General features: G+C 73.4%; 18 protein-coding genes and 1 pseudogene. 12 read left to right on the forward strand and 7 right to left on the reverse strand.

Annotation, left to right across the window (positions count from 1 at the left end; all coding sequences use genetic code 11):
* Window positions 1-229 precede the first annotated feature (229 nt).
* Entirely contained in the window at window positions 230-2,926 is a 2,697-nt protein-coding gene (locus tag ACN6LD_RS30570) for a SpoIIE family protein phosphatase (protein WP_319195414.1), read from the reverse strand.
* Between the two features lie 68 nt (window positions 2,927-2,994).
* Complete coding sequence (locus tag ACN6LD_RS30575) at window positions 2,995-5,778, reverse strand: SpoIIE family protein phosphatase (protein ID WP_445044884.1); 2,784 nt, start codon at window positions 5,776-5,778, stop codon at window positions 2,995-2,997.
* 121 nt (window positions 5,779-5,899) lie between these two features.
* On the opposite strand from ACN6LD_RS30575, the gene ACN6LD_RS30580 reads away from it, so the two are divergent.
* On the forward strand, window positions 5,900-6,745 hold the full coding sequence (locus tag ACN6LD_RS30580) for a DUF72 domain-containing protein (RefSeq protein ID WP_445044885.1): 846 nt from the start codon (window positions 5,900-5,902) through the stop codon (window positions 6,743-6,745).
* Window positions 6,746-6,811: 66 nt separating this feature from the next.
* On the opposite strand, the gene ACN6LD_RS30585 is transcribed toward ACN6LD_RS30580, so the two are convergent.
* Window positions 6,812-7,450, reverse strand: coding sequence for a lipoprotein (locus ACN6LD_RS30585; RefSeq protein ID WP_445044886.1), 639 nt, complete (start codon window positions 7,448-7,450; stop codon window positions 6,812-6,814).
* A 273-nt stretch (window positions 7,451-7,723) separates the two neighbouring features.
* Between ACN6LD_RS30585 and ACN6LD_RS30590 the strand changes: the two genes are divergently transcribed.
* Together ACN6LD_RS30590 and ACN6LD_RS30595 are read left to right on the forward strand one after the other, a co-directional pair.
* Window positions 7,724-8,260 (forward strand): cysteine hydrolase family protein, encoded by a 537-nt coding sequence (locus ACN6LD_RS30590; protein ID WP_445044887.1) that lies wholly within the window; start codon window positions 7,724-7,726, stop codon window positions 8,258-8,260.
* A 171-nt stretch (window positions 8,261-8,431) separates the two neighbouring features.
* A complete protein-coding gene (locus ACN6LD_RS30595; RefSeq protein WP_445044888.1) occupies window positions 8,432-9,859 on the forward strand; it encodes an alkaline phosphatase family protein in 1,428 nt (475 codons plus the stop codon).
* Between the two features lie 68 nt (window positions 9,860-9,927).
* Here the strand turns inward: ACN6LD_RS30595 and ACN6LD_RS30600 are convergent, their stop codons facing one another.
* Entirely contained in the window at window positions 9,928-10,314 is a 387-nt protein-coding gene (locus ACN6LD_RS30600) for a cupin domain-containing protein (RefSeq protein WP_319195424.1), read from the reverse strand.
* A 302-nt stretch (window positions 10,315-10,616) separates the two neighbouring features.
* Between ACN6LD_RS30600 and ACN6LD_RS30605 the strand changes: the two genes are divergently transcribed.
* The 4 genes from ACN6LD_RS30605 to ACN6LD_RS30620 all read left to right on the forward strand — a co-directional run bounded on the left by ACN6LD_RS30605 (window position 10,617) and on the right by ACN6LD_RS30620 (window position 16,191).
* Complete coding sequence (locus ACN6LD_RS30605) at window positions 10,617-11,420, forward strand: hypothetical protein (protein WP_319195429.1); 804 nt, start codon at window positions 10,617-10,619, stop codon at window positions 11,418-11,420.
* A gap of 216 nt (window positions 11,421-11,636) precedes the next feature.
* A complete protein-coding gene (locus ACN6LD_RS30610; protein WP_445044903.1) occupies window positions 11,637-13,805 on the forward strand; it encodes a DUF1996 domain-containing protein in 2,169 nt (722 codons plus the stop codon).
* A 429-nt stretch (window positions 13,806-14,234) separates the two neighbouring features.
* The gene (locus ACN6LD_RS30615; RefSeq protein WP_445044889.1) at window positions 14,235-15,626 is read left to right on the forward strand and encodes a diacylglycerol/lipid kinase family protein; all 1,392 of its coding nucleotides are present in this window, start codon (window positions 14,235-14,237) and stop codon (window positions 15,624-15,626) included.
* Window positions 15,619-16,191, forward strand: a complete 573-nt coding sequence (locus tag ACN6LD_RS30620) for a phosphatase PAP2 family protein (RefSeq protein ID WP_319195450.1) — start codon at window positions 15,619-15,621, stop codon at window positions 16,189-16,191. The genes ACN6LD_RS30615 and ACN6LD_RS30620 overlap by 8 nt, the downstream gene beginning before the upstream one ends.
* A gap of 19 nt (window positions 16,192-16,210) precedes the next feature.
* Here the strand turns inward: ACN6LD_RS30620 and ACN6LD_RS30625 are convergent, their stop codons facing one another.
* The gene (locus ACN6LD_RS30625; RefSeq protein WP_445044890.1) at window positions 16,211-16,846 is read right to left on the reverse strand and encodes a class I SAM-dependent methyltransferase; all 636 of its coding nucleotides are present in this window, start codon (window positions 16,844-16,846) and stop codon (window positions 16,211-16,213) included.
* A 202-nt stretch (window positions 16,847-17,048) separates the two neighbouring features.
* On the opposite strand from ACN6LD_RS30625, the gene ACN6LD_RS30630 reads away from it, so the two are divergent.
* Window positions 17,049-17,222: a hypothetical protein gene (locus ACN6LD_RS30630; RefSeq protein ID WP_319195446.1), complete on the forward strand. Its 174-nt coding sequence runs from the start codon at window positions 17,049-17,051 to the stop codon at window positions 17,220-17,222.
* Between the two features lie 149 nt (window positions 17,223-17,371).
* On the opposite strand, the gene ACN6LD_RS30635 is transcribed toward ACN6LD_RS30630, so the two are convergent.
* Both ACN6LD_RS30635 and ACN6LD_RS30640 read right to left on the reverse strand, forming a co-directional pair.
* Window positions 17,372-19,129: a C40 family peptidase gene (locus ACN6LD_RS30635; RefSeq protein WP_445044891.1), complete on the reverse strand. Its 1,758-nt coding sequence runs from the start codon at window positions 19,127-19,129 to the stop codon at window positions 17,372-17,374.
* A gap of 311 nt (window positions 19,130-19,440) precedes the next feature.
* Window positions 19,441-19,761, reverse strand: coding sequence for a helix-turn-helix transcriptional regulator (locus tag ACN6LD_RS30640; protein ID WP_319195444.1), 321 nt, complete (start codon window positions 19,759-19,761; stop codon window positions 19,441-19,443).
* A gap of 126 nt (window positions 19,762-19,887) precedes the next feature.
* On the opposite strand from ACN6LD_RS30640, the gene ACN6LD_RS30645 reads away from it, so the two are divergent.
* The 4 genes and pseudogenes from ACN6LD_RS30645 to ACN6LD_RS30660 all read left to right on the forward strand — a co-directional run.
* Window positions 19,888-20,691 carry an anti-sigma factor antagonist gene (locus ACN6LD_RS30645; RefSeq protein WP_319195442.1) on the forward strand — a complete coding sequence of 268 codons (804 nt, stop codon included), beginning with the start codon at window positions 19,888-19,890 and terminating at the stop codon, window positions 20,689-20,691.
* Between the two features lie 85 nt (window positions 20,692-20,776).
* Complete coding sequence (locus ACN6LD_RS30650) at window positions 20,777-21,382, forward strand: flavin reductase family protein (RefSeq protein WP_319195440.1); 606 nt, start codon at window positions 20,777-20,779, stop codon at window positions 21,380-21,382.
* A 24-nt stretch (window positions 21,383-21,406) separates the two neighbouring features.
* A complete protein-coding gene (locus ACN6LD_RS30655; protein WP_445044892.1) occupies window positions 21,407-21,763 on the forward strand; it encodes a hypothetical protein in 357 nt (118 codons plus the stop codon).
* 420 nt (window positions 21,764-22,183) lie between these two features.
* Window positions 22,184-22,645, forward strand: a pseudogene (locus tag ACN6LD_RS30660) (hypothetical protein); the annotation flags it as partial.
* Window positions 22,646-22,722 lie beyond the last annotated feature (77 nt).

The raw sequence follows: 22,722 nt of genomic DNA on the forward strand, positions 1-22,722 counted from the left end.
ATCCCGGCGGGGCCGGCTCCGACAATGGCTACCCGCAGGGGGCGGGGCATGATCAGGTTCCCTTCGAGCGGCGACAGATCGACTCGGGGGAAGCCTAAACTAAGGCATACCTAACTCGGTACGCGGGTCCACTCTATGAGCTCATAAACGCCATTTATGAGCGGACGGCGCTCCCCGACCCCAGCCGGCAGCGGTTCCACGCGTATGCAGGACGGCGGTCCACGCACCCTCAGGGCAGCGGCTGTTCGGCCCAGATGACCTTGCCCTTGGGCGTGTACCTGGTGCCCCAGCGCTCGGTGAGCTGCGCCACCAGGAACAGCCCGCGCCCGCCCTCGTCGGTCATCGCCGCGTATCGCAGGTGCGGCGAGGTGCTGCTGCCGTCGGAGACCTCGCAGATCAGCGTGCGGTCGCGCAGCAGCCGCACCCGCACGGGCGCGCTGCCGTAACGGATCGCGTTGGTGACCAGCTCGCTGAGGATCAGCTCGGTCGCGAAGGACAGCTCGTCGAGGTCCCAGCGCGCCAGCTGCCGCATCGCCGCCGACCGCACCTCGGCGACCGCCGCCGGGTCCACCGGCACGTCCCACTCGGCGACCCGGTCGGCGCCCAGGGCCCGGGTGTGCGCGACGATCAGCGCGATGTCGTCGCCCTGCCGAGCCGGCAGCAACGCGTCCAGGACCGCCTGGCAGGCCTCCTCCGGCGAACCGTCGGCGCTCCGCTCCAGGGCTGTGCGCAACATCTCCAGACCGGTGTCGATGTCCCGCTCCCGGTCCTCCACCAGCCCGTCCGTGTACAACGCCAGCCGGCTGCCCTCGGCCAGCTCCAGCTCGACCGTCTCGAACGGCAGACCGCCGAGCCCGAGCGGGAGCCCCGCCGGCACGTCGGCGTACTCGACCCGGCCGTCGGGATGCACCACCGCCGGCGGCGGATGACCGGCCCGGGCGATGGTGCAGCTCCGGGACACCGGGTCGTAGATGGCGTACAGGCAGGTCGCCCCGGAGACGGCGGCGTTGCCCCGGTCGCCCGCCTCGTCCTGGTCGATGCGCGCCACCAACTCGTCGAGCAGCCCCAGCAGTTCCTCGGGGGACAGATCCAGCGCGGAGAAGTTGTGCACCGCGGTGCGCAGCCGCCCCATGGTGGCCGCCGCATGCAGTCCGTGGCCCACCACGTCACCGACGACGAGAGCGACCCGGGCACCCGACAGGGGCAGCACGTCGAACCAGTCGCCACCCACACCGGCCTGCGCGGGCAGATACCGGTAGGCGATGTCCAGGGCGTTCTGCTCCGGCAGCGTACGGGGCAGCAGACTCCGCTGCAGCGTGACGGCCATGCCGTGCTCGCGGGTGAAACGGCGCGCGTTGTCGATGGAGATCGCCGCGCGCGCCACCAGCTCCTCGGCGAGCGCCACCTCGTCCGGATCGAACGGGTCGGGCCGCTCCGAACGCCAGAAACTGACCACGCCCAGGATCAGCGCTCCGGCCCTCACCGGCACCGTGATCAGCGAGTGGATGCCGAACTCCACGACCTGCTCGGTCCGTTCCAGGTCCTGGGCCCGCCAGCCCGGCGCCCGGGTCAGCCGGGCCTCCAGGACGGCCCGTGCGGTGCTCAGACTGCGGGCCTGCGGCGCGGAGTCGACGAACCGGATCCGATCGCCCACCGCGTACAGCGGGGCGCCCTTGCGGATCCCGTCGACCGCGGTGCGCCGCAGCGAGCCCCGCGCCTGAGGCTCCTCGCCGTCCAGGACGGCGTCGAACAGGTCGACGGTCGCGAAGTCCGCGAACCGCGGCACGGCCAGCGCCGTCAGCTCCTCGGCCGTCCGGGTCACGTCCAGGCTCGTCCCGATGCCGACTCCGGCCGCGTACAGCATGTCGAGACGCTCGCGGGCCGCCTCCGCCCGCCCGGACAGGGCGCGCAGCTCGGTGGAGTCGCGCAGCGTCGCGACGCTGCCGGCCGGACCGCCCGCCAGGTGGGTGGGCCGCTGGTTGATCGCCAGCAGCCGTTCCCCGACCAGGTGCACCTCGTCCGTGACCATCCGCCCGGAGGCCAGCAGCCGGGCGGTGTCCTGGTCCAGGCCCAGATCGAGGACTTGCCGCCGCTCGGCGTCCGGGGGCAGGTCGAGCAGCCGCTGCGCCTCGTCGTTGGCCAGCAGCAGATCGCCCTCGTCGCCGACGATGATCACGCCCTCCCGCACGGCGTGCAGCACGGCGTCGTGGTGCTCGTACATCCGCGTCATCTCGCGCGGTCCGAGACCGTGCGTCTGGCGCTGCAGCCGGCGGCTGACGAGTGCGGTGCTCGCCGTGGCCAGCACCAGGGCCAGAGCGGCGCTGCCGAGGACGAGCGGCAGCTGCCGGTCGGCGTTGCCGCCCACGTGCGCGGTCGTGATGCCGGACGACACCAGTCCGACCACCTGCCCGTCGGGGGCCTTCACCGGGACGACGGCCTGGACCAGCCGGCCGATGGTGCCGTCGACCTCCTCGACCACGACGCCGCCGTCCAGCGCCGGTTGGAGGGTCCCGACGAACTTCTTGCCGATGCGGTCCGGCTTGGGATGCGTGTAACGGACGCCGTCGGTGTTCATGACGACGATGAAGTCCACTTCCGCGGCCTTGCGGGCGGCCTCGGCCTTGGGCTGCAGCACGGCCGTCGGATTCGGGCTGTTCAGCGCCGCCACCATGCCCGGCGAGTTCGCGAAGGTCTGCGCGACGGCCAGCGAGCGGTTGCGGGCCTCCTGAGTGGTGTCGTGCCGCACCTGCAGCAGCAGCGCCACCACGGCCGCCACGACCAGCAGCAGCACGATGACCACCTGCAGCACGAACACCTGCACGGCGAGACTGCGCCCGCCCAGCGTGGTCTCGGGAGCACGCCGACCCAGCGGGCCCCGGGGACCACGGGCCTGACGGGCATCCGAGCGCCCCAGGAGTCGGACCATGTGCTCATGTCTACACTGCCCGGCCCCCTGAGGCGAGAGCCGTCACCGAGGGTGACAGGCCGCGCCGCTCACACCCGGCGCGGCGACTCGGGCGCGGGCCCGGGCCGGCCCCGCCGGGTGGCCAGCAGCAGCGCGATGTCGTCGAACCGGTCCGTCGACCGACGGGCCGCCGCGGTCAGCCGGTCCGCCACGTCGGCGAGCGAGCGGCCGGCGCCGCCGACGGAGCCGGTGCGACCGGTGGTCCGGGCCGAGGTGACGGGGTCCCCCTCAGGCGGGCGGCCCTGTGCCCCGCCGGCCTCGGCCAACGTCCTGCGCAGCGCCGCGATGCCGTCGTCGATGTCATGGCCGGGCTGCTCGACCAGCCCGTCCGTGTAGAGGGCGAGGATCGCGCCCGGCTCCAGCAGCAGCTCGGTCACCGGATAGTGGGCGCGCGGATCCACCCCCAGGACCACCCCGCCGGGCAGCTCGAGGACCTCGGTTCGGCCGTCGGGGTGGCGCAGCAACGGGGGCAGATGCCCGGCGCGGGCGGCCCGCGCCCGACCCGTGGACGGATCCAGCCGGACGTAACAACAGCTCGCGAACTGGCCGGGGTCCAGGTCGATGAGGAGGTGGTTGGTGCCGCCCATGACCTCCTCGGGAGGCCGGTCCCCGAGCGCGAACGCGCGCACCGCGCTGCGCAGTTGCCCCATGGTCGCCGCGGCCTGCACCCCGTGTCCCTGGACGTCGCCGATGACCAGGGCCAGCCCGTCCCCGGCCTCCACCACGTCGTACCAGTCGCCGCCCACGTCCATGCCCTCGGTGCCCGGCAGATAGCGTCCCGCGGTCTCCACGCGCGCGTGCTGCGACAGCCGGCGGGGGAGCAGGGCCTGCTGCAGCCCGCGTGCGAGGGCCGCCTCGGTGTCGTAGCGCTGAGCCTTCTCCATCGCGTGGGCGATCAGCCCGGCCAGCGCGGTCAGCACCGTGCGTTCCTTGGAGTCGAAGCTGCGCGAACGGTCGAAGCCGAGGATGCACGAGCCCACCGGGCGGCCCGAGGCGATCAGCGGGAGGAAGGCGCGGGCGCCCTCCTCCGCGTCGAGTTCGATGCCCGGGTAGGCGTCGGCCAGCTGCTGCATCGAGTCGAAGAAGAGCGGCCGGCCCGTGGTGAGCGTCTCCACGCCCGGCAGCCGGGCGTCCAGGGCCACCCCCTCGAAGGGCGCCAGGAAGCCCTCGGGGAACCCGGACTCCCAGGCCAGGTACAGATGCCGCTCCTGAAGCAGGTAGATGGCCAGCCGGCGGCCGCCGAACGCGGGCAGCAGCTCCTGCATGACCACCGCCGACACCTGCCGGGCGGTCACCGCCTCCGTCAGCGCGATGGCCAGCACGATCGGACGGTACAGCGGAGCGGTCGAGGCGGCGGCGTCCGGCGCCGGGCCGTCCGGACCGGAGGCCTCAGGGACGTCGTCGTGCGGCACACGGTCGGCCGGGACGGCCTTGCAGGTGACGAGATCCGCGCCCGGGTACAGCGACATCCGCAGCCAGTCCCCCTCGTACGGCCGAGGCGCCGCGGGCCTCTCGGGCGCGGCGGGCAGCCGCACGTCGAAGTGCGCGGGCTCCTGCGCCAGCAGAACGCCCCGCAGGTGCTCCTCGTACGTGGGCTGGTTCAGCCACGGCACGGCCTCCCACAGCGGCCGGCCGACGAGCACCTCCTGCGGCACGCCCAGGAGGTGGCCGGCCCGGGGGTTGGCGTAGACGACGAGGCCCGTCCGGTCGAGGCAGAACACGCCCTCCGGGAGCAGGTCGGCGGCTCCGTCCGCGAGCGCGCCCGGCCCCGGGTCCAGGACGACCCCGGCGACGGGGTGCGGTGCGTCGGGAGAGGCAAAGTTTCCGCCGCCGTCCCCCGCGGCAGGCCCGCCGGACTCCGGCGCCTCCTGGGCCTCACCGGTCGCCCGGGCCCGCTCGGGCCGGCGGGACGGCAGAGACGCCCTCCCGTGCTCGTGCGCCTCCCCCCTGCGGACGGCGGGCCGCAGGGCTTCGGCGGCCGGGCCGATGCTCGCGGCCTCCGCGTCCGTCGCCCGCCACAGGTCCAGCAGCCGCAGACCGCCCTCGGCGGTCCGCACCTGGATCGGCAGCGGCGGGGGCCGGCCCCGGGCCGTCCGGCGCAGCAGGTCGGGCAGCCGGTGGGCGTCCGCCGGGTCGACGGCCCTGGCCAGGGCGTCCAGCGTGCCGGGGAAGTCGCCCGGCGGCAGACCGAGCAGGGCGCAGGCCTGCGCATCCACGGCCAGGGCGCCGGTCGCCGGGGTCCACGAGAGCCGTCCGACGCGCTCCGGCGCCGGTCCGACGGCCGGCGGCCGCACGCACAGCGGCGCATCGTCCCAGGTGACGGTCCCGCCGTCGGCGCCCAGCCGCAGCAGGTCCGCGCCCAGGGCGTCCGCCACGGCCGACAGCCGCTCGCCCTCCGCCTGCACCTCCGCCGCGTCGGCCGTCGGCGCCCGCAGCACGGTCAGCACCCCGAAGGCCTGGTCCCCCGCCACGACGGGCACATGCAGCGAACCGAACTGGAAGGGCAGCCCGGCCGCGAACTGCGGGTAGCGGCGCATCACCTCCGTGGCGTTCGCCAGCATCACCGGGACGCCCGTCCGGTGCACGTCGGCCACCGGGAACGGCCGGTCCACGTTCACCCGCCACCAGGGGCGGAACAGCTGACCGGGCAGCCCGGAGAGGACCGCTAGACGCAGCAGTTCGGAGCTGCCGGAGCGCAGGTAGACGCCCGCCGCGCGCCCGGCCGTCGTCCGCAGCGCGTCCGCGACAGTCCCGGTCAGCAGCGCGGGCGGCGGTCCGGACGGCTTCCGCTCGTCCCTGGCGCTCCCAGTCATCGGCCCTACCTCGTCCGTGCGCCGCCGCGTGGGGCGACACAGCAAGAATGCGCCACATGTGACCGGATGTGCATCCGCTCGCACCGGAGAAAAGCCCTCCGGACGGGGTAACCGGCCGCCCATGGGTGAGATTCTGGTGGGCGCCTGCTCGTGGACGGACCGGGCCCTGGTGTCCAGCGGCTGGTATCCGGCCGGGCGGCGCGACGCGGCGGGCCGGCTGCTGCACTACGCCGAACGGTTCCCGGTCGTCGAGGTCGACGCGACGTACTACGGGCTGCCCCGCGAACGCACCAGCCGGCTGTGGACCGAGCGGACCCCCGACGGGTTCGTGTTCGACGTGAAGGCGTTCTCGCTGCTGACCGGCCATCCCACCCGGCCGGCCGCGATGCCGCCCGGTCTGCCGGCGGACTCCCGCGGGCCGCGGGCCCTGGACGAGGTGTGGCGCAGGTTCGCGGACGGCATCCGTCCGCTGCGGGACGCCGACCGGCTGGGCGCGGTCCTCTTCCAGTTCCCGCCCTGGTTCCGCCCCGGCGCGCGGGCCCACGCGTTCCTCGCCCAGTGCGCGGAGCGCACCGCCGGGTGGCCGGTCTGCGTCGAGTTCCGGCACCCGGACTGGTGGCGGGGCGAGCAGGAGCGGGCGACGGCCGACCTGCTGCGGACCCACGGCTTCGCCGCCGTCGCCGTCGACATGGAGCAGTCCCTGCCGACGGCCGTCCCACCCGTCACACCGGTCACCAGCGAGCGTCTGGCGGTAGTCCGGCTGCACGGCCGCAGCCGGCACTGGGGCACGGGCAGCAAGGAGGACCGCTTCCGCCACGAGTACGGCGCCGGCGAGCTCGACGAGTGGGCGCCGAGGGTTCGCGCGCTCGCCCGGCGGGCCGACCAGGTGCATGTGCTGTTCAACAACTGCTGCGGAGACGCCGCCGTCCGGGCCGCCGCCCACCTGCGCGCCCGGCTCGGCGGCTGACCGGCCCGCGGGGGGCCGCCGGACGGGGGTGCGCCGGCCGGACGGCGCCGGTCAGGCGGGCAGGCGTCAGGCGGCGTCGAGGTGCAGGGTGCTCTTGGCGAGCTCGTAGGCGGGCAGCATCGCCTCGTGCTCGCCGGTGTCCATGCCGCCGAGGTGCAGGACGACGGAGCCCTTCGAGGTGGTGACGGCGAAGGCGTGCTCCTGCTTGCTCTCGTCGAGGAGCTTGCTCGTGGTGGTGTAGGCGACCTCGACGCCGGTGACGTCACCCGCTTCGAGCTCGCGGTACACGGCTCCGCTCGCCGCCGGCTCGGCGGCCACGAACTGTTTCAGCACCGTCCGTGCGTCGGCCTTGCCGGGCGCACCGGTCCACACCCGGAGGAACCCGATCTTGCCGGCGGGCTTCGCGTCGATCTCGCAGACCAGGGTGACCGGGCCCTGGTGCAGGAACGCGTCCCCGAGCTCGGCCGGGCCGGCGGCGGACGTGTCCCCGCCGTCGACGGCCTCGGCCTTCCAGAACTCCGCGACGTCGAAGGCGACCGGCAGTTCGCAGGCCGACCCGGCGGCCCCTACCGACCCCCCGCGCTTCGCGACCTTCGCGCTCCCCTTCGCGGACGTCCCGGTCGCGGCGTCCGAGCCCCCCTGGTCGGCCGCGCACCCCGTCACCAGACCCGTCACCAGCCCTGTCGCCAGGACCGCCAGCGTCATCCTCCGCCGAAGCCGCCCCGCGTTCCGCACGATCCCCGTGCTCCCCATGATCTCCGCGTTCCGCACGATCTCCGTGCTCCCCGCGTTCCCCACCCCAAAGCGCACCGCTGTGTCCCCTCGCCGGGCCGGCGCGTTGCCGGCGGAGCACTGTAACCGAGAGATGCGCCGTCTTCGCCACCGAGATTCGCACCACCGGACCGCAGCACGTGAGGCGGACGAGTGACGTGCCGTCATATCGGCGTTCGCATGGGGCTGACGGGAACCCATAGCCGCATGAGCAAGACCGCACTGATCGTCATCGACATGATCAACACCTATGACCATCCGGACGCGGAGCTGCTGCTGCCGTCCGCCGACAGCGTGGTCCCGGTGATCGCCGGTCTCCTCGAACGGGCCCGCCACGCCGGCGTGCCCGTCGTCTACGTCAACGACAACTTCGGCCAGTGGCGCTCCCACCACGGAGAACTCCTCGAAAGGGCGCTCGCCGGCCGGTACGCCCGACTCGTCGAGCCGCTGGTGCCCGACGAGGCGTCCCTCTTCGTCGTCAAGGCGCGGCACTCCATCTTCTTCGAGACCCCGCTGTCGTACCTCCTCGACCAGGAGGGAATCGACCACGTCGTGCTCTGCGGGCAGGTCACGGAACAGTGCGTGCTCTACTCGGCCCTCGACGCCCACATCCGTCATCTCGAGGTCACCGTTCCCCGGGACGCCGTGGCCCACATCCACGCCGATCTGGCGGACGCCGCGCTGAGCATGATGCGGCGCAACATGGGCGCCCAGGTGTGCGACGGCGACGAGCTGTGGAAGTGAACGGCCGGGCCGGGCACGGCGGCTGACACCACCGTCGGCCGGCCGGCACGGAGCGCCGACCGCAGTGACCCTCCGCGTCCCGGCCCGGGCGGAGACGAGCGCAGAACCGCCCCCGAGCGGCACGGGCCGCCCTCCCACCGGTTCCTCCCACCACCAAGGGGCACACCGCACATGGCAGAGCTGACCCGACGCAGACTTCTGGGTTCGGCCGCGGGCGCGCTGGGCGCCGCAGCGGCCCTCGCCCTGCTCCCGCCGAGCGTCCAGAAGGCCGTCGCGGCCGGACAGCCCCGTCGGGGCTCGCTCGCCGACATCGAGCACGTCGTCCTGCTGATGCAGGAGAACCGCTCGTTCGACCACTACTTCGGCACCCTCTCCGGTGTGCGCGGCTTCGCCGACCCCGAGGCGCTCACCCTCGGCAGCGGACGGTCGGTCTTCTACCAGCCCGACGACGAGAACCCCAGCGGCTACCTGCTGCCCTTCCACCTCGACACCCGCACCTCCAGCGCCCAGGCCATCCCCTCGACCAGCCACTCCTGGTCGGTGCAGCACGACGCCTGGAACGCCGGCCGGATGGACCGCTGGCTGCCCGCCCACCGCAAGGCCGACGGCGCCAACGGCCCCTACGTCATGGGCTACTACACACGCGAGGACATCCCGTTCCAGTTCGCCCTCGCCGAGACCTTCACCGTCTGCGACCACTACTTCAGCTCGGTGCTGGGCCCGACCTGGCCGAACCGCCTGATGTGGATGACCGGTTCCATCGACCCGGAGGCGCTCCACGGCGGCCCGGTGACCCGCAACTCCGCGCCGACGCCCTTCAGCTGGACGACGTACGCCGAACGCCTCCAGGAGGCAGGCGTCAGCTGGAAGGTGTACCAGCAGGAGGACGACTACGGGTGCAACGTGCTGGAGCAGTTCGCCGCTTTCCGGAACGCGCTGCCCGGAACCGAACTGTACGAGCGGGGCGTACGACCCCAGCCGGAGGGCGCCTTCGAGGACGACGCCCGCAACGACCGCCTGCCGACCGTGTCCTGGATCATGCCCCCGGGCCACCAGTCCGAGCACCCGGACTACCTGCCGGCGGCCGGCGCGGCCTTCGTCGCCTCGAAGATCGAGGCCGTCGCGGCCGACCCGCAGGTCTGGGCCAAGACCGCGTTCATCCTCAACTACGACGAGAACGACGGCCTCTTCGACCACGTGCCACCCCCCACCCCGCCCGCCGGCACGCCCGGCGAGTTCGTCGGCGGCCTCCCGATCGGCGGCGGCTTCCGGGTCCCGGCGATCATCGTCTCGCCCTGGACCGTGGGCGGCTGGGTGGCCGGTGAGGCCTTCGACCACACGTCGACCCTGCGGCTGCTGGAACGACTCACCGGGGTCCTGGAACCCAACATCAGCGAGTGGCGGCGCAGCGCGTTCGGCGACCTCACCTCGGCGTTCCGCTTCGCGGACGGCAGCGCGCTCGCGCCGGCGCTGCCCGACGACACGGAGGAGCAGCTGGCGAAGGCGCGGACGGAGGTCGCCACCCTGCCCAAGCCCACCCTGCCCGGCGCCGACCAGACCTTCCCCTACCAGGAGACGGGCCGCCGCCCGCAGCGCTGACGCCCCGGCCGGGGTGTGCGCCGGCAGAGCCGCCCGAACCGTGACGTCCACGGCCGACCAAGGTCCGGTCAGTCGCGCGCGGCCGCCGGAGGGTCTGCGCGCGTAGACAGTGCGCAGTCCCGGGGAAGGAAGAACAGGGCGCAGATGCGCAGGGGCCCGGGCTCCCGGTTCTCCGCCATGTGGACGCCCCGCGGCCCCACCGGCTCGACGATGCAGCCCCCCGCGGGCGTCACGCACTCGGATCCGTCCGCCAGCGTCCGGGTCAGCACCCCGGCCGTCACGACGGCGACGACCCGGCCGTCGTGATAGTGCCAGGGCAGTGAGCCGCCCGGCGGGATCTCGTAGTCGGCGACCACCACCCGGGTGCCCTCCGGCGCGGCCAGGGCCAGCCGTTCGGTGAGGAGGCCGTCGGCGAGCAGAACCGGTGCGGGTTCGGCGGCGGTCCCGTTCCTCACGGGCGTGCGGCGGTTCACGCGGCGGTCGCCGGCAACGGCAGGGGCCCGGGGCGCCGGGCCCGCCGGAGCCCTCCGGGGCCCGCCCGGTCCGGTAACTCGGCAGGGTTCATGTTCCGCTGGTCAGTGCGTTCCACAGCGGTGACACTAGCCCACCGGTGTCACACGGCGTCACACGGGCGTGACGCCGGGGTGACCGGGAGTCAAGGCCGGCCCACCGAGTGATCCTGCCGCCCGATCTCTGCGTCTCCCAGGGCGGGACTCGCACACATCTCGTGCGACGAGTGGTTGGGGAGACCATGAGCATGCTGCGCCTGCGCCCGGAAGTGGAGCGGCCTCACGAGGGCCACGCCGGTGGCGAGCCTCGCGCCGACGGTACCGCGGACCAGCCGCCGGGCAACCCGCTCCGCCGTGCCGGGGCATTCGTCGGCCGCACGGTGCGGGGTGAATGGCACGGCATCGTCGTCGACCCCGTGCGGCAACTCGTCCGGCGCGGGCCCGCGGCCCTGCTGCTGGCGGTCGTCGCCTGCGTGGGCGTGATCTTCTTCCACGGCATCGCCCAGCACCCCGTGGGCGCGGCGGCGGTGCGCCTGCTCGGCGGGGTCCAGGGCGACCTGCCCCTGTGGCTGGCCCTGCTGCGCACCCCGGTCTCCCTGTACGTCCCGGCGCTCGACCTGCCGGTGTGGGCCGGCATCACCCAGTTGTTCCTCGCCTTCGCCCTGGCGGAGCTCGCCCTCGGGCGTCGCAGGACCCTGCTGATCGCCTACGCCTCCACCCTGGCCGGCACCCTCACCGTGCGGGTGATGCTGGCGATCGGACCCGGCTCGTGGGGCCTCGGACTGCCGCCCGAGGCCGGACAGGTGCTCGACACCGGTCCGTCCGCCGCGGTCGTCGGGCTCTTCACCTATATCTCCGTCGTCCGCCGCGCGCCCATCGTGTTCACGCTCACCGGCGGCTCGATGGTGTGGGAGTCGATAGCCAAGCCCAACCTCGCCGGTCGCGAGCATCTGATCGCCGTGGCCGCCGCCGTCGTCATGGGTCTGCTGCAACTGCGCGCGGACCGCAGGCGGCAGGCTCGGCCCGACCTCGTGGATGCTCCGGCGGGATGACGGCCGGCTGTGCCCTGCGCGCGGTGCGGGCGCGGGAGAGGGGGCTTGTCTGAGATCTTGCTATGAATTCGCCGTGCGGTTGAACACTTCCGCGCCCGGCAGCGTATGAGGCCGGGGGATTTCATGTCCGTGGCCGCCGACGACGCGTAGGAGCACTCCTTGGCACAGAACAGGCGCAGAAGACCGACGGGCGGACGGCGGGCCGGCTTCGCCGCGATGGCGCTCATCCTCGGCGGCGGCGGGCTGATGGCGGCGAACGTCTACGCCTCGGCGACCGAGGACGGCACCGCGGGCAACTCCGTGCGCAAGGGCGGCAACAGCGCCGTCACCATCGACTGCCCGGACGTGGGTGCCAAGCTGACGACCGTCCCGGAGCAGGCCTCCGCGGAGGTCGACCGCGAACTCGCGGTGCTCGACGAGCAGGTCGCCGCGGCCTACCGGCAACTCCAGGAGTCGGCGCAGTCCGTGCGCCAGGACGCGGGCTTCGCCGACAACGCGGTGATGAACCCGCTCAAGGAGAAGCGCGGCGCGACGATCGAACGGATCGCGGTCGCCATCGACCGGGTCGGCGACCGCCCCGAGGGGCTCGAGTCCCTCGCCTCCTGCACCCTGCGCGCCTCCGACGACCAGGCGGACGAGGGCGCCGACGGCAAGGGCGACGAGAACCAGGGCGACGGCCAGGACGGCCAGGACAAGGGCGACAAGGGCCAGGACGGCAAGGGTCAAGGCGGTCAGGGCCAAGGCGGTCAGGGTCAGGGCGGCGGCCAGCAGGGCAACGGCGGACAGGCCGGGAACGGTCCGGTCGCCGCGGACTTCGCGGACATCACCTCCGTCCAGCCGGCGCAGCAGAGCCCCGACCCGCGCTCCGGCCCCTCCCGCGGCGTCTTCGTCACCAGCTGCGGCGTCAATGCGGGCGGCCTGTTCAACTCGGACAACGTGATCGTGGCGCCGGGCGTGAGCAACGGAGCCCACCACTTCCACGACTACGTCGGCAACCAGTCGAACAGTGCCTTCGCCTCTGACGACGACCTGGCCAAGGCCGAGACGAGCTGCGTCGACCAGGGCGACAAGTCGACCTACTACTGGCCCGTGCTGCGCCTGCAGAACGGCGCCCAGGAGCAGGACGCCCAGAGCCCGGGCGGCGGCGTCGAGGGCAACGCGGGCAAGATCATCACTCCGAAGGACGTCACGCTGACCTTCGTCGGCAACCCGCGCTCCAAGGTCACGGCCATGCCGCGGCTGCTGCGCATCATCACCGGCGACGCGAAGGCCTTCGTCAACGGCACGGCCAACGCCAACGCGTCGTGGAGCTGCACCGGGTTCGAGGACCGGCAGCTCAAGGACAAGTACCCGCTCTGCCCGTCCGGCAGCGACGTGGTGCGCACCTTCCGTTTCCAGAGTTGCTGGGACGGCTCCAACATCGACAGCGCCAACCACCGCACCCATGTGGCGTTCGCCGGCGCCGACGGCTCCTGCCCGGCGGGCTTCGAGGCCGTGCCGCAGCTGGTGCAGCGCATCGTGTACGACGTCGACGCGCCGAGCCTGCAGGACGGCGGCAGGACGACCCCCCTCTTCGCGGTGGACTCCTTCCCGGAGCAGCTGCACAAGGCGGTCACCGACCACGGCGACTTCATCAACGTCTTCGACGAGTCCCTGATGCGGCAGATGGTCGACTGCATCAACGACGGCCGCCAGTGCGGAGCCGGCCAGAACGGCGGCGGGAACGGCGGCAACGCAAACGGCGGGAACGGCGACGACAACGGCGGCAACGGTTCCGGTAACGGGGACAACGGAAACGGCGGCGACAACGGTTCCGGTAACGCCGGCGGCGACGGTTCCGGTAACGGTGGCGACAACGGTTCCGAGAACGGCGGCGGCGACGGCGCTGGTAACGGTTCCGGTAACGGGGACAACGGAAACGGCGGCGACAAGGGTTCCGGTAACGCCGATGGCAACGGCGGCGGAAACTCCGACGGCAACGGTTCCGGAAACGCCGACGGCAACGGTTCCGGAAACGACGACGGAGCCGGTCAGAACGCACAGCCGTCCGCAGGCAAGCCCGCTCCCCAGGCGCAGCCCAGGAACGAGCCTCGCGTCGACGCGAAGCCGTCGGCGAAGGCGGCCGCCTCGGCGCCTCCGGCGCCTCCGGCGGGTTCGGGCGGCGAGATCGGCGCCCCTGCGACCGCCCCGCCGACCGTGTCCGCCCCGGCGCAGTCGCAGGTCCAGCCTCCGGCCGACACGGGAGTCGTCACCGGCGGCACCGAGCAGCAGGCGGTGCAGGGCGGTCTCGCCGAGACCGGCGCCAACCTGTGGCCCGGGGCGCTCGGCGCGCTGCTGGTGATCGGCGGCTTCGTCGTCCTGCGCCGCAACGCCCGGCGCAACTGAGCTGCTGAGTCCGATCGGCATGACCAGGGGCCCGTCGCACCGCGACGGGCCCCTGGTCGTCCGTCTCCCCGGGCCGAGACCCGGTAAGTGGCCCCGCACGCCGAAGGCGGAACTCACGTCACGGCACCACCGGTTCGCGGTCCCAGCCCCAGCCCCAGCCCCAGCCCCGGCGACGCGCCGTCCGGCGGCAGGCGGCAGGCGGCAGGCGGCAGGTGACGGGCGACGAGTGACAGGTGCGCGGCGGCGGCGAACACACGTCCGGCGTGCGGCGTCGACCGGCCTGTCGAGGTCGCCGCGGAGTGGAACGCCGACCCGGACACCGCATCGCGGGGTCGCGGTCACGCCGGGGCGCTGCGCCATGGACAATTGATCGAGATCGTTGGTGCTGTCGACGCACGACAAGGAGCCTCGGAGCATGGCGGGCGCACGGTGAACGGAACAGGCAGATCGAAGTGGGCGCTGCCGCACGTCGGCCCGGCGCAGCAGGACGCCGTCGCCCGCGCGCGCGGCTGGGCGCGGCTCGCCCTGGCGCTGGTGGCCGCGTGCGTGGCGGTGGTCATGGTCGGCACCGGTTCCGGCGGCTGGCTGGTACTGCTCTCCGGGTTCGCCCTGCTCGCGCTGGCCGCGGCGGGCGTGTGGTGGATGCTGGCGCACCGGGGAGGGCCCCGGCTGCTCGGGGGTCTGCTGGCGGTGACCGCGCCCGTGGGCGTGCTGGTGCTGTACGCGACGTCCGGGCTGTGGCCGGTGGCGGTGGGCGCGCTCGCGCTGTGGGCGGGGGCGCTGGCCTCGGCCCGGGCCGCGTTGCGCAGCGTGCGCCGTCCCAAGGGCACCCACGGCCGCAGGACCCCGCCGCCGCGCCGACCGGTGCTGATCATGAACGTGCGCTCGGGCGGAGGCAAGGTCGTCAAGCACGACCTCGCGGCGCGCGCCGAGTCCCTCGGGGCCCGGGTGATCCTGCTCGGCGTCGACGACGGTTACGTCGACCCGGCGGCGGAGGCCCGTCGGGCCGTCGCCGAGGGCGCGGACCTGCTCGGCGTCGCGGGCGGCGACGGCACCCAGGCGCTGGTGGCGGGCGTGGCGGCCGAACTCGACGTGCCCTTCCTGGTGGTCGCCGCCGGCACCCGCAACCACTTCGCCATGGACCTCGGCCTCGACCGCACCGACCCGGTGCGCAGCCTCGACGCCCTCACGAGCGGCGTCGAACTGCGAGTGGACCTCGGTGACGTGAGCGGACGGCCCTTCGTCAACACCGTCTCCTTCGGGGCTTACGCGGAGATAGTGCAGAGTCCCGACTACCGCGACGCCAAGGCCGCCACGGCCCTCGACCACCTGCCCGACCTGCTGCAGGGCGCTTCGGGCCCGGTTCTGGCCGTGCGCACGGACGACACCGCGGTGCACGCGCCGCAGGCGCTGCTGGTCAGCAACAACGCCTACGCCCGCGCGGACCCGTTGGGCGGTGGCCGTCGCCCCCGGTTGGACTCCGGGCTGCTCGGTGTGATCGGCGTGCGGGTGGAGAGCGCGGCCCAGGCCGCCGAACTCGCCCTGCTCGGCGAGCGCGCGGGCAGCATCACCTCGGTGACCTCCAAACGCGTCGTCGTCGAGGCCGACCGCGAGCGCATCGCGGTGGCCGTCGACGGTGAGGCTCTCGAACTCGACATTCCCGTGGTGTGCACGGTACGGCCCGCCGCGCTGCGGGTCCGGGTGCCGCGGCACCGCCCGGGCGCGGCCTACGCGCCCCCCACGGTCGACTGGCGGCGCGTCGCCCGACTCGCGCTCGGCCATCCCGACCCCCGCACGATCAAGGAGGCCTACGATGTCTGACCGCCCAGCGAAGCTGACCGCCCGGCGACTGGTCGGCGACCTCGCCACCCTGGACCAGGCTCTGTACGAGGCCGTCACCGTGACCAGGACGCCCACCCTGGACACGGCGCTGCGCCGGCTGTCCGCGGCCGCCGATCACTCCAAGCTGTCCTTCGCGGTCGCCGCCGCGCTCGCCCTGCGCGGCGGTCGCCCGCGCCGGGCAGCGCTGCTCGGCGTCGCTGCCATCGGCGTCGCCTCGGCCAGTGCCAACCTGCTCGGCAAGCAGCTCGTGCGCCGTCCCCGGCCGCATCGTGCGGAGGACTCGCCGTACCCGGGCCGGCACGTGCCGATGCCGCACTCGGCGTCGTTCCCGTCCGGGCACACCGCCTCGGCCGTCGCCTTCGCCGCCGCCGTCGGCCCGACGCTGCCGGTCTCCGCGGTACCGCTCGGAGCGCTGGCCTGCGCGGTGGGTTACTCGAGGGTCCACACCGGCGTGCACTATCCGGGCGACGTGGTGGCCGGCGCGGTCCTCGGCACGGGTGCGGCTGCACTCGTCCTCGCTCTCGCCGCCCGCGTCGGGGACTGATCGCCGGCGGCGGGCGGGCCTACGGCTTGCCGCAGTGCAGGAACAGATGGGGCTCGGGGCCGGCCTCGGGGTGGTCGGGGGTGAACAGGACGCTCTCCTCGTCCAGCACGGTGAGGCCGGCGGCGGTGACGACGTCGACCAGGCCGTCCCGGGCGTAGCTGGTCACCCGCACCGGCTGCCCCATGAAGACGGCGTCGACGCCCTCCACGTCCACCGGCACGGTGGCCAGGGCGAGGCTGCCGCCCGGCAGCAGCGCCCGCGCCAGTCTGCCGATGAGCTCGCTCTGTTGCGCCCGTTCCATCTGCAGCAGGGAGAAGTACGCGCAGGCGGCGTTCAAGGAGCGCTCTCGCAGCGGGAGCCGCCGTACATCCACGCACCGGAACGTGGCGTCCGGCACCTGGCGCGCGGCGAGGTCGACCATGACGGGGGAGACGTCGACGCCCAGCACGCGATGGCCCGCGGCCGCCAGGGTCGCCGCCGTGGGCCGTCCGGTTCCGCTGCCGACGTCCAGGACGTCGCTGCCCGGTGTGAGTCTCCCGAGCAGCCAGTCCAGGGATCTGCGGTGCGCTTCCGAGTGGGCGAACGCCTTCTCGTACGCGGGTCCCAGCGCGTCGAAGACCCGCGCCGCGCGCTGTTCGTCGTCCTCGCTCGTCACGTCGGCTCCTCCTCGTGATGTGCGGGTCCCGGGGGCCGCGCACGGATGGGTTCACGCCAGGTGAGCGGAAACACTTCCCGAAACGGGCCGGAATCATGTTTTCCACTACCGTAAGTAACATGATGCAATCCCCTTGACGCGGAAGCTACTGGTGAGTAGCTCTGACTGCCGCGGACCGTCGTTTCGTTCGGAGGACCCCCCCATGAACTCACCCGAGGACGCCCTGCAGGAGACCCGCGCCGCCTACGACGAGCATGGCCGCACGTGCCGTCAGTGTCACTACGACGGGGCGCCGTGCGCCGTCTCCAAACTCCTTCTGCGCGCCTACAACAACGCCAGAAGGGCGCAGGCGCACTCCCGTCCCGCCATGCGCTGACGAGCCGGCGGCTCACGTCGGGGCGGCCGGTCCCCGCCCCGCCCCGGTGCATGCGATGCGCGCGAGGGGACGCACCCGGGTGTGCGGCGGGCGCGAGGGGACGCCGCCGGGTGTGCGGCAGGTGCGAGCGGACGCCCCCGAGGCCGGCCTCAGGCGGGGCGGACGGCGCCGCGCAGCGCGCCCTCCCCGTAGGGAAGGATCGCCTCTTCGCGGATGGCGGCGCCCGGACCGGGGGCGTGGATCATCATGCCGTTCCCCGTGCACAGCCCGACATGACTGAGGTCGTCGAAGAAGAAGACGAGGTCGCCGGCGCGCAGGTCGGCCAGGCTGATCCGGGTGAAGGCCTTGGCCTGGTCGATGGCGGCCCTCGGCAGGCTCACCCCGGCGGCCTTCCAGGCGGCCTGGGTGAGGCTGGAGCAGTCGTAGGACTCCGGTCCCGTGGCTCCCCACACACAGGGCCGTCCGGTCTGGGCCCGGGCGAAGGCGAGCGCCTTGTCCGCCTTGCCCAGGTAGGCCGTCCCGGTGGCGCTGACGGTGATGTCTGCGGGGGCGGCGGGCCGGACGGGCTCGGGGAGCGGGGTCGCGGGCGCGGCGAGGCCGACGGAGGTCTGGTAACCGTGCCCGGCGGTCGGCATGTCCGGCGTGGGCGCCGGGAGGCCGAGTCCGGACGTGGGGTAGGCCGGGGCGGGGGCCGTTCCGACCGAGGCGAAGCCGAACTCGGGGGACGCGACCGGAATCTCGGGGTACGCGTAGCCCGCGGGAGGCGTCATCGTCCCCAGTTCGTCCATGAGATGGTCCGGCGCGACCGCACCCGCCGTGGAGGCCGCGAAGCCGGATTCCGGTGCCGCGGCGCCGAGGCCGGGTATCGCGTAGCCGAACGACGGTGTGCCGAAGCCGGTTTCCGCGCCCCCCTGGTCGGGTGCCGGTTCCACCAGGGCGATGTCGGACGCCGAGAACGCCGGCGCCGGCGCGGGGAAGGAGAACCCGCCGGTGTCGAGGAGGCTGTCCGGCCCGGCCGGCGGTACGGCGACGGGAGCCATGGCGGGCGCGACGGCGGGCCGTCCCGCCCAGGCGGCGGTGATCTCCGCACGGAACGCCTGCTGTTCCGCGGTGTCCCAAGGCTGTTGGACCGGCTGCGGGTCGGCCGGCTGCTGAGGTCCGGCGGCGGGCGGATAGCTCGTCTGCGCGGTCGCCGCGGGCAGGGACTGCGTCGACGGCGAGGATGTGGACTGTGCGGGGATGAACGCGGTGAGCGCGGGCTGTCGGGCGGGCGCAGGCTGGGCGACAGCCCGGGCCAGCATCTCGCGGGCCGTGGCGAGCTTGCGCCCGATCCGTTCCTTGGTGCTCCTGAGCGAGGCCTGCCGGTCTGCGGGAGCGACGGCGGCTGAGGCGGCCGGCTCGGGAGCGGCGGGGAGCGCGGCCAGGGCGGGCAGGGGCGCGGGGAGCGCGGCCGGTACGGCGGCCTCCAGGGTCCTGGGCTCGCTGCGGCGCGGTTCGATCGCTGCGGGCGGCGCGGCCATGGCGGGTCCGGTGAGCTCCGGAATCCGTCGCGCCGCGGCTTCGAGTTCGCGGATCGTCGCACTGTCCGCGGAGGGTCCGGGCCGGGCCGGACGGGGCGATCGGCGATCGGCCGGCAGCACGGCGGCGGTGGTCGGTCCGATCTTGTCGCGCGCCACCTCGAACCACTGCTTGGCCACCGAGTCGAGCGAGGGATCGACGGACCCGCGGCCGCTGTCGGCTACGGAACCGACCGTCCGGCGCGAGAGGTTCGACATCGCGCGCGTGGCGTTGTAGGTGCCCGTGTCGGTCTCGGCCCGGTCGTACAGCGAGCTGACACGCTGCTGGATCTCCGCCCGGCTCGGCTCGTTGGCGCCGCCTGGGGACCGGGGGCTGCGATCCGTCGCCATGGAAGACGTTCTCCTTCCGTGCTCCGCCGGTGTGTTGCGGCGGAATCCGGGCGACCCCTGTTGCGGGTGACCCAAGCCCCCTGCCTTGAAAGGCAGTCGAACGGCCTGGGCGTCAACCTAGCCAACTTGTGTGCCTGGTGTGAAGATTGAGGTGTTAAATGTCCGATACGTATTCGTGACCTTCGTCTCTTGTCGGTGACGCCCCGTCGTCGTGCCGACAACGGGGCGCATCCTGGTGTCCGGCTGTGCGCGGCCGGCGTCTGTCGGTCACGAGCGGCGGATCGTTCCGCCTTCGCCCCGGCCTCGCGGGCTCACGGACGCCGGATGCGGCCGGCCTCGTCATGGGCCAGCAGCGACAGCAGCGACGCCACGCTCAGTCCCGCCTCGGCGGGATGACGCAGCGCCTGTCCGGGCTCGATCCGGTAGATGTTGCTGCGCCCTTCCTTCGTGTGGGACAGATAGCCGTCCTGCTCCAGGTCCGCGATGATCTTCTGGACCGCCCGCTCGGTGAGCCGGCAGTGTGCGGCGATGTCCCGGATGCGGGCGCTGTGGTTGTCCGCGATGGCCGCGAGGACGCGGGCGTGGTTGGTCAGAAACGTCCATCCGCTGTGTGGCTCGGGCACTCCCTCCATGAAGCCATCTTATGCCCGAGCTTTCGCGAATACAAAGGACGGAAGTTCATTTCGTGTATCTGTTGACGTACGACGGTCGGAGGGTGAGTCTTGAGGTGACATGTGGAGTGACCGAGGGAGGCGGTCATGGCGGAACCGGTATACGACGCGGACGCCGGAGGCGGCGATCCGTGCACGGGTGCGGAGTCCCGCGACGCGCACCACGTCGGCGCGACGGCCGGGACTGACATCAGCGTCCGCACCGACGGGGAGCGGGTCGTCGTGGCGGTACGGGGCGAGCTCGACCTCGACTCGACCGTGCCCCTCGAACGAGCCCTGGGCGCCGCGCTCGACGCGGCGGAGGCCGGGATCGACCTGGAGCTGGACGGAGTCGTGTTCTGTGACTGCTCCGCCCTGAACGTGCTGCTCGGCGCGCGCGAGCGAGGCCTGCGGCAGGGCAGGACGGTCGTCCTGCGCTCGGTCGGCCCGGCGGTGGAACGGCTGCTGACGCTGACCGGCACGGGATCGCTTTTCGCGGCCGTCCCCAGCCCCGAAGGCGCCGCACGTGGCGCCGTCGACCGCGACGGCGACCGCGCCCACGACGGTGCCCTCGACCAAGGGGCCGGGCCCGGTTCGGGCGGCACCCGCTCAGCCTGCCCGCCGGACGGAGAGCTCGACGGAAGCCCCCCGGGACACCTGCGCATCGAGCTCGTGCGACTGCGGCGGGCGTTGCGGACCCGCCCGGTGATCGACCTGGCCTGCGGCGTCCTCATGGCGTCCTTCGATCTGAGCGCCGACGACGCCTGGCGGGTCCTGGTGCTGGCCGCCCGGAACACCGACGGCACGGTGCGGGGCCTCGCCCGGGACCTGGTCGGCGCCGTCGAGGGGAACCCGGCGCCGGGCGCCCTGCCGGAAGCGGTGACCGCGGCGGTGGCCGAAGTCAGGTCCTAGCGGGCGCTTGCGGCGGTCGCCGCGGTGGCCGCCGCGCGGCGTCCGGTTCCGCCCTCGGGGGCGTTCTCGGGTAGAAATGGCTGACATGCGCGTCGATCATGATCCCGAAACCCTGGGCGCGGGCGCCTTCTACCGGCTGCTCACCGCCGTCGTCGTACCCCGGCCGATCGCGTGGGTGTCGACCCTCGCGGCGGACGGCACCGCCAACCTCGCCCCGCACTCGTTCTTCACGGTGGCCTGCACCGACCCGCCGATCGTCCAGTTCACGTCAGTGGGACGAAAGGACTCGTTGCGCAACGTCGAGGCCACCGGCGAGTTCGTCGTCAATCTCGCACCCGAGGAGCTGCTCGGGCAGATCAACGCCACCGCCACCGACTTCCCCGCGCACGAGGGCGAGTTCGACGCGGTCGGCATCGAACGGGAGCCCTCCCTGCGCGTGCGGCCGCCCCGCGTGGCGGACTCGCCCGTGGCCCTGGAGTGCCGTCTGCACTCCACCGTGGTCATCGGCGACTGCACGCTGGTCCTCGGGGAGGTCGTGCACGTCGCCGTGGACGAGGACGTCGTCGTCGACGGCCGCCCGGACATCCGAAGGCTGAGGCCGCTCTCGAGGCTGGGCGGCAACGAGTGGGGCACCGTCGGCGAGGTCCACGACCTTGCCCGCGTTCCCTACCGCGACCTGCCGCCGTCCTGACCGGTACGCCTTTATGCTCGGCTCATGACGAGACGGGCGACGAAGGGCGACGGGGCCGACGGCTCCTGGTGTTCGCTGTGGTCGAGGAACTCGGCGTTGTCGATCGGCTCCGTCAACTCCTTCCTCTCCGTCGGCTCGGTGGGCAGCTCCCTCTCCGTCGCCTCCGTCGGCGGATTCCTGTCCGTGGGGTCGGTCGGCTCCGCCCTGTCCGTCGCCTCCGTCGGATCCTGGCTCAGCGCAGGCTCGGTGCTGAGCGCCCGTTCCACCGGCTCGGTGCTCACCTACCGTTCGCGCGTAACGGTGGCCGCGGCGACGACGGCCGCCGGGCTGGCGCTGCTGGCCTGTACCTGGAAGTACGGCCGCAGCCGCCCCGTTTCGTGAGTCATCCGGTGGGCTGCGGATTCCCCGTCCCCGCCACTCGCGCGCGGTAGGCGCGCAGGCCGCCCGGAGATCCCGGCTGAAGGGCCGGATCGGCGGCGCCCGGCCGCCGGGCGACCGCCGACACCGTGGGCAGAGGGCTCGGACCGGGTGAGTGTGCCAGGGCGCACCGTGCCGGGCGGCGCCCCGGATCAGCCGGGCGACCGTGACGCCCTCCGTCCCGAACCGCACACGGACCGGGCCCCGCGGCCTCCGGTCGCGCACGGCATTGTCAGTGGCCGCCGCTAAGTTCGTTCGTGTCGCGCCGCTCAGGTGCGACGACCCCCCTTGTGCTGCGCCGAGCCGGCGTGTGCAGCCGCGTGCCGCAAAGGAGATGGTGTGTTCTCGGACCGGGAGAACTGGGAGAGGGCGAGCACGGCCCGGGTGGTGCCGCCCGCGCGGCCGCGCAAACTGGCCAAGGTCCCTTTCGTCGAACTGGCCGACGGACGCCTGCAGGGCGTCGTCTCCAGCGGCTCGGACATCGAGCGGGTGTACGTCTCGTCGGTCGCCGCGGGCACCTACGCCTTCGCGTGCAGCACCAACAACAACCGCCCCTGCGGCGGCGCGCGCGGCTCGTTCTGCAACCACATCCGCGCTCTGATCACCGAGGCAGTGCTGCAGTACGGGGCCGACCGCGTCGCCCGCTACCTGCGCGTGGAGCCCGCCGGCCCGCAGGCCGACGCCGGCGCCCTCACCGTCGCGATGACCGGATCCCGCCCGCCCCAGGCGGACGGCAAGGCGACGGCCGCCCCCGTCTTCAGCCGGTTCCTGCGGCACCTGGCCTATCTCGAACTGGCCCCCGTCACCGTGCCGCTGCCGGAACTGCAGTGGTTCCCGCCGACCCGACCGGAGTCCGCCCCGGCAGCGACCGGACACGGGCCGCAAGCCGCGCAGGGGGCCCGGACCGGACCTCACGCCGCACC

It is taken from the genome of Streptomyces sp. SAS_272, assembly GCF_052543235.1.

Bases quoted from the DNA above. Each gene is read 5' to 3' on its own strand.
- ACN6LD_RS30575 (WP_445044884.1), bottom strand. From the start codon at position 5,778: ATGACTGGGAGCGCCAGGGACGAGCGGAAGCCGTCCGGACCGCCGCCC.
- ACN6LD_RS30610 (WP_445044903.1), top strand. From the start codon at position 11,637: ATGGCGCTCATCCTCGGCGGCGGCGGGCTGATGGCGGCGAACGTCTAC.
- ACN6LD_RS30640 (WP_319195444.1), bottom strand. From the start codon at position 19,761: ATGGAGGGAGTGCCCGAGCCACACAGCGGATGGACGTTTCTGACCAAC.
- ACN6LD_RS30635 (WP_445044891.1), bottom strand. From the start codon at position 19,129: ATGGCGACGGATCGCAGCCCCCGGTCCCCAGGCGGCGCCAACGAGCCG.
- ACN6LD_RS30630 (WP_319195446.1), top strand. From the start codon at position 17,049: ATGAACTCACCCGAGGACGCCCTGCAGGAGACCCGCGCCGCCTACGAC.
- ACN6LD_RS30650 (WP_319195440.1), top strand. From the start codon at position 20,777: ATGCGCGTCGATCATGATCCCGAAACCCTGGGCGCGGGCGCCTTCTAC.
- ACN6LD_RS30590 (WP_445044887.1), top strand. From the start codon at position 7,724: ATGAGCAAGACCGCACTGATCGTCATCGACATGATCAACACCTATGAC.
- ACN6LD_RS30605 (WP_319195429.1), top strand. From the start codon at position 10,617: ATGCTGCGCCTGCGCCCGGAAGTGGAGCGGCCTCACGAGGGCCACGCC.
- ACN6LD_RS30570 (WP_319195414.1), bottom strand. From the start codon at position 2,926: ATGGTCCGACTCCTGGGGCGCTCGGATGCCCGTCAGGCCCGTGGTCCC.
- ACN6LD_RS30585 (WP_445044886.1), bottom strand. From the start codon at position 7,450: ATGACGCTGGCGGTCCTGGCGACAGGGCTGGTGACGGGTCTGGTGACG.
- ACN6LD_RS30580 (WP_445044885.1), top strand. From the start codon at position 5,900: ATGGGTGAGATTCTGGTGGGCGCCTGCTCGTGGACGGACCGGGCCCTG.
- ACN6LD_RS30655 (WP_445044892.1), top strand. From the start codon at position 21,407: ATGACGAGACGGGCGACGAAGGGCGACGGGGCCGACGGCTCCTGGTGT.
- ACN6LD_RS30645 (WP_319195442.1), top strand. From the start codon at position 19,888: ATGGCGGAACCGGTATACGACGCGGACGCCGGAGGCGGCGATCCGTGC.
- ACN6LD_RS30620 (WP_319195450.1), top strand. From the start codon at position 15,619: ATGTCTGACCGCCCAGCGAAGCTGACCGCCCGGCGACTGGTCGGCGAC.
- ACN6LD_RS30595 (WP_445044888.1), top strand. From the start codon at position 8,432: ATGGCAGAGCTGACCCGACGCAGACTTCTGGGTTCGGCCGCGGGCGCG.